Source organism: Spartinivicinus poritis (assembly GCF_028858535.1).
Classification (GTDB): domain Bacteria; phylum Pseudomonadota; class Gammaproteobacteria; order Pseudomonadales; family Zooshikellaceae; genus Spartinivicinus; species Spartinivicinus poritis.
Window position 1 is genome coordinate 18,800 of the sequence record NZ_JAPMOU010000013.1, and the last position, 13,182, is coordinate 31,981.

At 37.1% G+C, this 13,182-nt stretch carries 7 protein-coding genes; 2 read left to right on the forward strand and 5 right to left on the reverse strand.

Annotation, left to right across the window (positions count from 1 at the left end; genetic code table 11):
- Positions 1–15: 15 nt before the first annotated feature.
- Complete coding sequence (locus ORQ98_RS11930) at positions 16–8,211, reverse strand: calcium-binding protein (protein ID WP_274689037.1); 8,196 nt, start codon at positions 8,209–8,211, stop codon at positions 16–18.
- Between the two features lie 504 nt (positions 8,212–8,715).
- Here ORQ98_RS11930 and ORQ98_RS11935 point away from each other — a divergent pair.
- Together ORQ98_RS11935 and ORQ98_RS11940 are read left to right on the forward strand one after the other, a co-directional pair.
- Complete coding sequence (locus tag ORQ98_RS11935; RefSeq protein WP_274689038.1) at positions 8,716–9,288, forward strand: hypothetical protein; 573 nt, start codon at positions 8,716–8,718, stop codon at positions 9,286–9,288.
- A gap of 410 nt (positions 9,289–9,698) precedes the next feature.
- Positions 9,699–10,163: a signal peptidase I gene (locus ORQ98_RS11940; RefSeq protein WP_274689039.1), complete on the forward strand. Its 465-nt coding sequence runs from the start codon at positions 9,699–9,701 to the stop codon at positions 10,161–10,163.
- Between the two features lie 230 nt (positions 10,164–10,393).
- Here ORQ98_RS11940 and ORQ98_RS11945 read toward each other — a convergent pair whose 3' ends face one another.
- The 4 genes from ORQ98_RS11945 to ORQ98_RS11960 are packed head-to-tail and all read right to left on the reverse strand — an operon-like array spanning position 10,394 to position 13,181.
- Positions 10,394–10,993, reverse strand: coding sequence for a hypothetical protein (locus ORQ98_RS11945; protein WP_274689040.1), 600 nt, complete (start codon positions 10,991–10,993; stop codon positions 10,394–10,396).
- A complete protein-coding gene (locus ORQ98_RS11950; RefSeq protein WP_274689041.1) occupies positions 10,954–11,325 on the reverse strand; it encodes a hypothetical protein in 372 nt (123 codons plus the stop codon). The genes ORQ98_RS11945 and ORQ98_RS11950 overlap by 40 nt, the downstream gene beginning before the upstream one ends.
- A gap of 42 nt (positions 11,326–11,367) precedes the next feature.
- A complete protein-coding gene (locus ORQ98_RS11955) occupies positions 11,368–12,249 on the reverse strand; it encodes a hypothetical protein (protein WP_274689042.1) in 882 nt (293 codons plus the stop codon).
- Between the two features lie 17 nt (positions 12,250–12,266).
- Positions 12,267–13,181 carry a hypothetical protein gene (locus ORQ98_RS11960; protein WP_274689043.1) on the reverse strand — a complete coding sequence of 305 codons (915 nt, stop codon included), beginning with the start codon at positions 13,179–13,181 and terminating at the stop codon, positions 12,267–12,269.
- Position 13,182: the final 1 nt, after the last annotated feature.

Genomic DNA, 13,182 nt, shown 5'->3' on the forward strand with positions numbered 1-13,182 from the left:
CTAAATTTTAAGAGGTTAAGAAGCCAAGGAAGAGCCAGTGATTACTGTATGCGTACTTGGTTGGTTCACAGCCATATTTGTATCAGCTACACCACGATTATCAGCAAAGCTTGACATAGCCTCTGTGAGTAGTGCAACAGATCGCTCCGTTCTGCTACTTGCTGTACTTTCTACCGCTAGTTCATTAATACGTTCGGCATATATTGGGAATCCACCATTCGAATAAACATAATCAATTTGGTATTCCCCTCCTTTAAAATGATTTAATACACGAATACTATCATTTGGTTGCCCCGCAACTTTAATAACCAAATCATCATTATCACGTATAAAACTCATTTGTGCTTCACTAAGTCCTCCAGGTAACTGGACTCGGTCCTCACGGCCACCATGTTGATTATCGATAACATCATTTCCGGAAGTAAAAAAGTAAAGGTCATCACCTTCACCACCAATTAAAATATCATCTCCTCCATGACCTGCTAATTGATCATCGCCTTTTTTACCTCTTATTAATTCATTTTTAGAACTTCCCCAAAGGCCATTATTAGAGTCGTCACCATCAATGACACGATCAATATCGCCTCCAATTTCCCTGGCTTCCATAATTTGGTTGATTTTCTCTGCAGAAATAATAGTACCGCCGTTTGGATAGACTTCATCAATCGCATATTCTCCCCCCAAGAAATGATTAACTATTCTAGCACTATCATTTGGGCGACCTTCAATACTAATTAACAAGTCATCATCTTCTCGCTTAAAGATAATTTGCTCTTCAGTTAAGCCTTTTGGAAGCACTAGGCTATCTAACCCACCATGCTGGTTATCGATTACATCATGGCCTTCACTAAAAAAGTAGACATCATCACCTATTCCTCCAATTAAATGATCATCACCAGAGCCACCATCTAATCTATCATTATCAGCTCCTCCCACTAAATGGTCATTACCATTATTACCGAATAGCCGATCATTTCCAGTACCACCTTCTAAAATGTCATTTCCATCAGGAATATCATAACCATTCCCACCAGACAAACGATCATTACCCTCTCCACCTAAGAGCTTATCATCTCCTTCAAATCCATATATTTCATCATCACCACCATTGCCTCGAATAAAATCTCTTTTCTCAGATCCTAACAGTTGAGTTCCCTGTTCATCTCCTTCAACAATATTATCGTAGTCAGCAGGGTTATCCGGTGTTTCTACTTCTCCATTATTCGTTTCTTCACTGCCTGTTTCACTATTTTCATTACCAGTTTCAGTACTACCTGTATCTGGATTCTCCTCTTCATTAGTGCCGGTATTTCCGTTTGAATTTTCCTCTCCAGACTCTTCATTTTCTGTAGAAGTTGAACCAGTATTATCTGTTTCACCTGAATTAGTTTCAGTATTTTCATTTTCTACTGAATCAACATCAACTACCAGTTGTGCAATCTCATTTGCATTGATTGCCCATCCTCCATCAGGCTGGACATAACTAATCGCAAATTCATCTCCTTTAAAATGATTTAATACTTTAACTGCAGGCTGCGATGTTTCATCAACATGAATTAATAAATCGTCTCCATCACGAATAAAGCTTAAGCGTTCTTTAGTAATACCATTTTTAAAAAATACCCAATCTTCACCGCCACCAGAGTTATCAATAACATCATAGCCACCTTGATAATAATACTGGTCGTTTCCTTGACCACCAGCTAATTGGTTATTATTAACACCTCCCTTCAAGGTATCATCACCAGCACCACCAATTAGAATGTCACTACCCTGACCACCATCCATATAGTCATTTCCCTCGCCACCATTTAGTATGTCATTACCTGCTTCACCAAACAGTGTATCTCCCCCTAATTCGCCAAATAGCTGATCATCTCCTTCACCACCTTGTAAGGTATCATTTCCTTCCCCACCATTTAATGTGTCATTCCCTGAACCACCAAACAGTTTATCTATTCCTTCATCACCAAATACTTGGTCATTTCCAGCATCACCTTGTAGATGGTCATTGCCTGAACCACCATGAACAATATCATCACCACCCTGGGCTAAAACTGTATCATCACCAGCCTTGCCACGAATTAAATCTTTTCCTTCAGTTCCATCAAGTTGTTCTGATTGGTCAGTACCATCTACAACTGCATTAAAGTCACCTTCAACTTCATTAGCAGCAACATAGCTATTAATCTCCTGAGTTGGAATTAACGAGCCGCCATCAGGCTGAACATAACTAATCGCAAACTCATCTCCTTTAAAATGATTTAGCACTTTTACAGCTGGCTGCTCAGATTCATCAACATGAATCAATAAATCATCTCCATCACGGGTAAAACTTAAGCGCTCTTTAGTAATGCCATTTTTAAAAAATATTCCATCTTTACCGCCACCAGAGTTGTCAATAATATCGAAGCCACCTTGATAACAATATTTATCGTCTCCTTGGCCACCAGCTAATTGGTTATTACCAGTACCTCCTCTTAAGTTGTCATTACCTTCACCACCAATCAAAATGTTATTACCCTGACCACCGTCTATATAGTCATTCCCTTCACCACCATTTAGTGTGTCATTACCTTCATCACCAAATAGTTTATCTACTCCTGCCCCACCATTTAATGTGTCATTCCCTGCACCACCAAACAGTGTATCTGTCCCTTCATCACCAAATACCTGGTCATTTCCAGCATCGCCTTGTAGATGGTCATTGCCTGAACCACCATGAATGATATCATCACCACCTTCAGCTAAAACTTTGTCATCTCCAGCACCCATTATAAAAGTTTCACCTTTATTTTCGTGGCTAGCAAACTCATCGTTTCCATCAGTACCCAACCAGGTGATTTGTGACTCAATATCTGCAACTGATAACTCTTCTCCATCAGCAAGCTTTATTTTATTAAGTTTAAAGTAATGGTTTTCAGAATTAGTATATTCAACAAACCAATTTTTTATTGTTATTTGGTCTTCAGTATTTTTAATCAGTACATGTAGGTCCTCTGAATTATCTCTTACAAACAGCAAGTCCTCTGCTTTAATTCCTTCGCCAAATTGTAGAGTATCTTTTCCAGGCGTTAAATTAACAAGAGCCTCATCAGTTATGATTAATGTATCTTGGCCATCTCCCAAATTAAATTCAAACGTATCATCACCATATGATCCCACTAACAGGTCATTACCTTTACCACCGTTTAAGGTATTTCCAGTATTATCCCAAGAAGTATTAGCAGCGACTAAAATGTCATTGCCATCACCACCTAATAAAGTGTCTTGACCTTCTCCTCCATATAACTTGTCATTACCAGCTCCTCCTTCCATATGGTCATTACCATCTCCCCCTACTAAGGTGTCATTTCCTTCATCACCTTTCATGGTGTCGTTACCATAACCACCTGTTAGCTGGTCATTACCAGAGCCTCCAGATAAAATATCATTACCACTATCGCCATTCAGCTCATCATTACCTTGGCCACCTTCTATCTTATCTACACCCTGGCCGCCAGCAATAATGTCGTTGCCTTGACCTCCTAACAACTCATCATTACCTGAATTTCCATAAAGTTTATCGTCACCTTCATTACCCTTAATAATGTCATTACCACTATTTCCAGATAATGTGTCGTCTCCTTCACCACCATAAATCTGGTCATTTCCATTATTACCAGCAATTATATCTTTCCCTAAACCACCACTAATAACATCAGATTCTGCATGACCTTGGATATTATCATCAAGCTCAGTTCCCTCTAAGACCTTCTGTTTAACAGTATCAAGATCCCACTCAACAGCGTCAGCAAAAACAATTCGTTCCACAACATACTGGCTAACTGTATTCGCTTGATGGGTGAACTGATTATTAAGACGAATAGTGTCTTCTGTACCCTTAATATGAAGCACTAAATCATCCCTATCACGTCGTGCAATGACCTGATCGGAATTAATATCTTGCAACTGTAGAGTATCGTCACCATCAGTGTCTGTAATAGTGTCATTACCCTCATTTTGTTTTACAAGGTAAGTATCATTACCATCACCACCAGACAAAGAGTCATTTCCTAAACCGCCAGTAAGCTGATCAGCACCTAAACCACCTTGTAGGTTATCATTACCTTCACCACCTGCTAATATGTCATCGCCGTAGTCGCCCTCTAACCTATCATTTCCAGCTCCACCCGCTATGGTATCGTTACCACTTCCCCCTTCAATAATGTCATTACCAGCATCACCAGTTAAATTATCATTACCTTGGCCACCATATATTTTATCGTTTCCATCTCCACCAGAAACAATATCGTTACCATTATTAGTTTCAATGACATCATCACCAGCTAAAGCAGAGATATTGTCATCTTCATCAAAGCCAACAATATAATCCTCATGGTTTGTAGATTTGACAATTTTTTCTTTTATATCATTGATATTCCATTTAGTTCCATCAGCAAAAACTACTTCTTTAACCGCATTACCTGTATTTGCATCATTGACAAAGAATCTTTTTACAGTAATAGAGTCTTCTGATGACGTAAATATTTTTAAATCATCTTTATATCGAGTAATTTCTATTTGATCAATAAGTACCGACTCATCAAACTCAATGGTACCACTTGGTATATATTTTTCGTTGGAGTTTTCAATGATATCCTGACCATGCCCAAGGCTAAAACGATAGGTGTCATTCCCTTTTTCTCCTATCAGCTTATCGTTACCTGCCCCACCAATTATAATATCATTTCCGTCGCCAGCTAAAATTTCATCATTACCGGACCCACCATCTATGGTATCATTACCAGCATAAGTAGAAATCTTATCGTCACCTGCTAATGCAGCGACTGTGTCAGCCTCAGAAGTCGTAAATATTTTATCATTTTCTTCTGTAGACCTCATTGATAACTCTTCTATAACCTTTTGTAGGTCTACCGTTGAGCCATCAGCAAAACGTAATTTCTCAATCCGACCATCATCAATAGTTCCATCAAAGTCAAAGAAATTATCTATTTTGATTTCACCACCGCTAGGATGACCTTGCTCATCATTGATAATGATCTTTATGCTTGTCAAACTACGCTCAAAAGATAACTGGCTAAAGGAGACATCAGTAAATAGAATCTCATCATGACCGCTACTGTCATAAATTATATCTTTACCATCGCCATAGGCATATATATAAGTATCATCGCCTCCATCTCCACTTAATCTATCATTACCCATCCCCCCATTTAATATATTTATACCTTTTTTATCATATAATGAATCATTATTATCAGTACCGCCAATAGACTTATCAATATATTTCAAAATACCAGGCACTGACTCAGCTGCTTCTTTAAAGATCTGTTCAACTTCAATTAAAAGTTCATTATTTTTCAAACCAAGAGTAAACAGATAGTCTGCAATTAAAGTAACTTCAGCTGTTCTTGCTTGGTTAAATAATTGAACAATAGTTTCATGAAGGTTCAACTCATTTATATCAATATTATCAGCAATAAATAATATTGCGTTATCCACCTTATCTTTAACTGACGATGAGTATTCAGCCACACCTTCTAATACATTAATATACCTGGATAGCTCTACAAATTTATCATTTGCATACAAGCCTTCAAAAAACTCTAGTAGCTTTTCAGAATTAATTTTAAAGTGACGACTTCCAGACTCAAAATAGGCACTTAAAACCTCTTTATCAAATATTAACTGAGCATTTAACTGAGCACTAACAAAACGCTGAAACTTATTAAACTGTTCATGAAGATATGGTGAAGCATGGCCATGTGGATTTGTATCTCGAGCACCACCACACCATGTACCTAAATAACCTCTTCCCACAAGTTTCTCTAAAGTTACAACCTTGCGGGCATCAATGACATGATCATACATTCTCCTTGGGTCACGGCTATTAGGATCAACTTCAGTCACACCAGCCCATTGATAGATAATATCAAGTACCATCTTTTCCCGCTGACTGTAGTCTTGCTCAGCAGAAAATTCCTTAATCATCTGCAGCAACTTCTTATCTTTAGACATCGCTTGATGCAAATCTAAAATATGGCCATAGCCCCGGGCATTAGGTAAATCTAAAATTTCATGGGTGATTCTAAAGCGGCCTTTGGCAATTCTGTAGCTTTCATTTGTATTAAACCATACATCAGCTGCAACCGCCGTTCGACCATCATTAAAAGTGACTTCACCAATTTGTTTATGATGGTTCTCTTGATCATCTACTTTTTTTGACTCAGTGTATTGGGTACCTAAACTTTTAATACCTGCTTCAGCTAAAGTTAATAGCTCACCACGATCAGTTCTAGCATTACTGTTTTTATCTTGCCAAATCTTTAGTGTGGTATAAATAGTGTCTTGGCTATCAATAACCCCATCTTGATTATCATCTAATTCTGCCAATAACTCATAACCATGCTTTGCTTTTACACCAGAAGATAATGCGGCTTGGTTACCGAATAACTCACCACCGTGGTCAATTTTACCATTATTATCTCTATCCCATACCAGCAAGGCATCATCTTTTCCTACCCAACCTGTACGCTCCGCAAAGCTATCATTTTCATGGTCAAAATATTGATGGCCCAGCTTTAAGGTTTCTACACCATCGCCATCCATATCAATAATAATTGGGGAGGTAACAGTTTCAGCTGTACCAAAGTCAGGTACTTCATCGTCATCGAGATCATCAATTGTTTCCCCTGCCTCAAGTCCTTCTAAAACAATACCAAGGGAATTATTCTCAACGGAGTAGTTTTCAATTGTTAATCCATTTACAGTTAAAGTAGTGCCAGATAACCTATAGGTTAATTGCTTATCAATACTATAAAACTCGTTGGTAGGGTCTTCAGCGGATCGAACACCGCCCACTAATTTAAATCCATCTAGTGTCACTGTTCCTTCATGATCACTATCCAATATTGTATCAGCATCATCAGCATCATAAATATCAAGGCCCGCACCACCTTCTACTCTATCAGCTCCTTCATCACCATAAAGGCTGTCTCTGCCATCACCACCTCGAATAGTGTCATTGCCTTCATAACCACTTAACTGATCAGCTCCAGAGCCACCTTCAATAATATCATCACCTAGACCACCATCAATTACATCTTTACCTTCGCCACCAAATAGAGTGTCATTACCCTCTCCACCTTCAATTGAATCAAACCCATCCTCACCTTTTATTGTATCGTTGCCAGCACCACCAAAAACTTCATCATCACCTTCACCGGCTAATATCTCATCAACCCCACTTTGGCCATAAATTAGATCATCGCCCTCTGTGCCTATTAACTTATCTTTATCATCAACCGGATTACCTTGGATATCTTTATAGCGACTATCAGCACCAATGATTGTCTTATCAAGGCCACCCAGATAGTCAGTGGCTATCATTACATGCTCATCAAAATGAGCCTCTGTATCTAGCCCCATGTCAGTAAGATAAGTTTCTACTGCTGATCTTTGATTTTCAAAAATATAGGCTATAACTTTTGCTTCTTCATCAGAGGCAGGCTCACCCTCCCCTGCATATAATGAAAATAACTCTGCTTGTTGGTCACGTATTTCTTGAGTTAAATGGCTTTTTTCAGTATTAGACTGATATTTGATTAAGCTCCAAAGCTGAGCCCGTTGACCTGGGTCATTAGCATTTTGAGTGATAATATTTTTCAATGCATCAAGATTATCACCAGCCAACTCACCAGCAGCTGTCACGTTATCCATCAATAACGAGATGATTGCTATCCGCTCGTTAGATTCAGGCAACTGCTCACTTCCACCCAATAATGCATTTAATTTGCTTTCAATTGCTGCTAAGTTATTTTCAAGCAAAGTAGCAGCTTCAACTTCTGACTTCAGCCTTACATTGATTAATTCAGACTTTAGCTGTTCAACGGTGATTTTTTGGCCACTTAACGGACTACCTTCCCATTGCAATGCTTTATCTTTAGTAAAAGCAGTTAAAACGGCTAACTGGTAATCACTTACTGGATTTGCTAAATGCTTCTCTAAAAGCGATGCAGTTACTGCCGCACTACGGCCGGTTAATTTAAAACCATAGCCAATAGCTGGCTCACCTTCTGAGTCAATATAAATCCCTAATGGTTGACCTGTAGCCTTTAAGCTACGGTTTTGTAAGTCCTTTACAAACTCATTCCGATCATTTTCATAACTATTGTTTGTATAGTTTTGATTCAAGTTTTCTAAAGCCATAATTTACCTTTAATACTACAAATGTTTACTATTGATGCTGTATACGCTTTGGTTACAGGGTGTACAATTAATAAGTTTTAGCTATAAAATGTAAGTGTTCACAATCAAATTGCGCGACAAGCTTTATTCTTAATCAGCAGAACGTCTAAATAGTTTAAAGAAGGAAGTCCGACAATCTGCCGGCTTGATTGATCAGAAGATAAACCTGAAAGTGATTGACTTAGAATATAATTCCAAAGTCTAAGATATACAGCTACTACCATGTACAATATCTGTACTCCACTAAGCAATGTATACAGCTTTTGAATTATAACATAGCACAACAATAATACAACGAGTTACAAATAAAATCTGTTTATATTTCGTACAGCTATTGTAGTAGATAATATCATTAGATTCCCTATATACTTTAAATATGTATCTATTAAGTTTAAAGGCATCTATATGAGAAAAATAAGCAAACAATATGTACTTCAAAAAATTCAGTACGACCTGGATACAGACATGAATACTATTAAAAGCTTAGAAGAGATAAATAAATTATTATCTGATATATGTTCAGACTTAGATGAAGAGGCTTATGATGACATTTCATATGAAGAATACCCATGTGATAGCTATTATGGAGTCGACTTATACGAAGCAAAGCTTGAAATACTTTATCCAGATATTTTTACTAATGTACTTAAGAAAAGTGCTGAGCTAGGCTCAATACCAGGAATGGAAATGTATGGTGTATATCTATATTGGAAAGCATATCAAATGAAAATCAACCGTAATGAACACAGTCAGGTCATGGCAGAGGCTACTCACTTTATAAGACAGGCTGCGCTGCAAGGTTCTTTAAGTGCGATTGAGTATATGCTTGGTAATTTAGAGCTAGATATTGAAAAAATTGAGAAACTAGCCTTTGAGCTATTATATTCCGGCGACCTTTGGGAGAAAAGTACAGAAAATACATCAGAGGAAGAAATTAAAGCAGCAACTACACTATATTATAAAATAAAAAACGAAATGCATGAAAAAGGTGTCACAAAACAAAGTTATTGGACACTGCCAGAAAGTATTTTTATGTAAAAAACTCTTGAGAGTGTCACTTATTTTGTGTAACTTACCACCTTAAAAGCGATCAAAAATCAACCAACACTATATCTCTTGACAATTTTTCCTCAAATTTATAAGTTTTGGTGAAAGCTTTTCTAATACTCTGGTAAAATAATGATTCTTATTTCATAAAGAAAAAACGGTTAATTGTGTTATCAAGAGTCATTGCAATATTTTTTAGTTTAATAGCACCGGGCGCAGGCCAGGTGCTGCTAGGTCAATGGCGTATAGCTTGCTTAATTCAAGTTTTTTTAATGATAGGTACATTAACACTTTGTTGGCTTCGTTTAGTATTCACCCCCATATATATTCAATTTTTTCTTGGTTATATCTTCCTTATTTACACCATTAGTATAACCCTATGCCTCACAAAAAAATCTCTCATGACCACAAAGCCAGTACATCAGCTTATTTATACTTGTATTTTTATTATACTTAGCTATTCTGCACTAATTACAGGATTTATCACCAAACATCACTGGTTAGGAATTCATATTTACTTTGTGCCTAGTATGTCAATGTACCCAACATTAAAACCTGGACAGTTTATTTTACTTGATACATGGGTCTATCAGAGCCAGCAATTAAAAGTAAATGATGTTGTAGTATTTCAACATGGTAATACACATCAATGGCTGGTTAAGCGTATAACTCAGTGGCCAAATGGCAAACTATTGAATAATGGGTTATTGTTCATGCAAGGTGATAACCAAAACAATAGCCATGATAGCCGCAGCTTTGGAGGCATCAAAAGTAAACAAGTTGTTGGACAGGTTAAATTGGTTTTGCTGGGAATTGATTACCGACATCACTTGCTAACAAATAGTTACTTACATGAAATTCACTAAGAGCAACATCTGAAAAACTCACAGCATCATTCATTTCTGTCCTACTGAATAACCATTTACAACTAACTTAACTAACGAACCCAAGGGTTCTTCATTATTTGCTGAACTTTATTTCAGCTGCAGCTCAATAGTTTCCCATTGTGATTTACGTTCAGCCATCCAGGTTTTATCATCCGTTTTCCAGTATGATGCATCAAACTTCTGTAAATTCATAATATAAGTATTATTGATTAGGGTAAACGTGGCTTTTTAGGCTTTGGCTTCCAGTGGATATTCCAGGGTTCTTCCACATTTATTTTATTCGACTTAATATCTAACCACATTTGTTTGAATTCAGGTATAAATTCACGCTCATCTAAAATTCTACGCATTTTATGAATAAAGCGGGTACGGCAAGTATCACCTTCTTTTTCAGTGTCAAAATGGTAAATTCGATAAAGCCCTTCCTGTATTAAATCCCAATCTTCAAAGGCTTTTCTTTTTGCTACCGCATCAGTTTCTTTCAATTTAAAACAAGATAAGCACCAATACTCTAAATAGTTATCGTATTGAAACAGGCAGTCTTTATTAATGTAGTTGAGTTGTTTATTACACAGCCACTGCGTCATACCAAAAATATCACGATATTCACCACGCAATTTATCAATTGACCAACTAGCTTCACCCTTCTCTGGATAAACTGGCTCTGCTAAGTCGCCGATTAGAATATCAAATAGCAACTCATTCTCTCCAGTATATCTTCGCCAACTCGACGTATCTTTCTTACCTTTCTTAAAGTCAATGGAGGCATCTATTTCCCCTCTCTTAAGAAGCCACCGATCCCCAGCCAAACATCACTTTCACCCACTAAGGGTGAATGCATATATGCATCTCGCAGTTTTTTTAAAACTTGCTTATCTCGAGAAGGGTGAAGCCAAATAAAGCAAAACAAGTCAAGATGCCTAAAGTCACTTTTCCAGTCTGATAAAGCTTCAAAGTCAGGCATAATACTTTTTAAAAAGTAACGCTTGATAATACTCATGGCACGCTGAGTTTTATTCATGCCAGTTTTTAAGCGAGGCTCAATAGTTTCCCATTGTGATTTACGTTCAGCTATCCAGGTTTTATCTTTTACTTGCCAATAGCTGGTATCTATTTCAGGAAAACTCACAGCATCACTCATACCTTCCACTACCGCATAGCTAGTTATAACCAGTCCACTAAACTAACGGACCCAAGGGTTTTCGATTATAATCTTCCCGGCCTTCACATCCGTCCATATTTGTTTAAACTCTGAGATAAACTCACGTTCATCTAGTATCTCACGCATTTCATGAACAAAGCGGGTACGGCAAGTATTACCTTCTTTTTCAGTGTCAAAGTGGCAGATGCGATAGAGAGCTTGCTCAAAATATGGGACTTGACGCTGATGTAATTTGTTGGATGAAAAGTAACTTTCATCTTTAGGGCAAGACAAGTACCAATATTCTAAATAGTTATCAAATTGAAACAGGCAATCTTGGTTAATATAGTTGAGTTCTTTGTTGCAAAGTAATTTTCCCATAGAAAAAATTATTGAAAAGCTAGCTTGGTATTTATTAATTGACCAACTTGCTCCACCCTTCTCTGGATAAGCTGGCTCTGCTAAGTCGCCGATTAAAATATCAAATAGCAACTCATTTTCACCGGTATACCTTCGCCAACTCGACGTATCTTTCTTACCTTTCTTAAAGTCAATGGAGGCATCTATTTCCCCCCCCCTTAAAAAGCCACCTATCCCCAGCCAAACATCACTTTTATCAACTAAAGGTGAATGCATATAAGCATCTCGCAGTTGTTTTAAGACTTGTCTATCTCGAGAAGGGTGAAGCCAAATAAAGCAAAACAGATCAAGATGCCTAAAGTCACTTTTCCAGTCAGATAAAGCTTCAAAGTCAGGCATAATACCTTTTAAAAAGTAACGTTTGATAATACTCATGGCCCGTTGAGTCTTATTCATGCCAGTTTTTAAACGAGGCTCAATAGTTTCCCATTGCGCTTTACGTTCAGCCATCCAAGTTTTATCATCCGTTTTCCAGTATGATGCATCAAACTCCTGTAAATTCATAATATAAGTATTATTGATTAGGGTAAACGTGGCTTTTTAGGCTTTGGCTTCCAGTGGATATTCCAGGGTTCTTCCACATTTATTTTATTCGACTTAATATCTAACCACATTTGTTTGAATTCAGGTATAAATTCACGCTCATCTAAAATTCTACGCATTTTATGAACAAAATGGGAGCGGCAAGTATTACCTTCTTTCTTAGTATCAAAATGATGGATACGGTATAGATACCGGTATAGATAAAGGGTGCCATCTTTATTATAAATTTTATCTTTTTCAAAAAAGTCTTCATTTGTCGGACACGATTGATACCACCATTCTAAAGTTAAATCATATTGAAACACCATATCTTTATTATATTCATACAATTTTTCTAAACATAACCAGTCGGTCATAAGTGAAAGGTGGTACAACTCAGATTTAGGAAGCTGTCTTATGATGCCACCTACTGAATATTCCATTTGTAGTAAACCACCCATCAATACTTTAAAAATAACCTCATTATGACCTGTTCTTAATATACTTATTGATTCATCCTCAGTGTATTTACAACATGGCCAAACAAAGCAATATTCAACCATCAACCCAAAACCGGTACGAACATCATTTTCTTTAACATATTCATGGGCAATATAGGCATCACGTAGCGCTTGCAATACCATTTCATCCCAAGAAGGGTGCAACCAAATAAAGCAGAACAAATCTAAGTGACCATCATAAGGGCTCCAGTCTCTAAAAGCTTTAAAATCTGGCATTTTTCCTTTTAAAAAATACTGTTTGATAACTCCCATAGCCTTTTTAGATTTAGATGCACTACCTTGAAACATATGTTCAATATTTTTCCACTCCTGCTTTCGTGTTACTACCCACTCTTTGTCTTCAGTTTTCCAATATGAGGTATCAATATCTGGAAAGCTTATAGATTTAATCATA

Bases quoted from the DNA above. Each gene is read 5' to 3' on its own strand.
- ORQ98_RS11930 (WP_274689037.1), bottom strand. From the start codon at position 8,211: ATGGCTTTAGAAAACTTGAATCAAAACTATACAAACAATAGTTATGAA.
- ORQ98_RS11935 (WP_274689038.1), top strand. From the start codon at position 8,716: ATGAATACTATTAAAAGCTTAGAAGAGATAAATAAATTATTATCTGAT.
- ORQ98_RS11940 (WP_274689039.1), top strand. From the start codon at position 9,699: ATGACCACAAAGCCAGTACATCAGCTTATTTATACTTGTATTTTTATT.
- ORQ98_RS11950 (WP_274689041.1), bottom strand. From the start codon at position 11,325: ATGAGTGATGCTGTGAGTTTTCCTGAAATAGATACCAGCTATTGGCAA.
- ORQ98_RS11955 (WP_274689042.1), bottom strand. From the start codon at position 12,249: ATGAATTTACAGGAGTTTGATGCATCATACTGGAAAACGGATGATAAA.
- ORQ98_RS11960 (WP_274689043.1), bottom strand. From the start codon at position 13,181: ATGATTAAATCTATAAGCTTTCCAGATATTGATACCTCATATTGGAAA.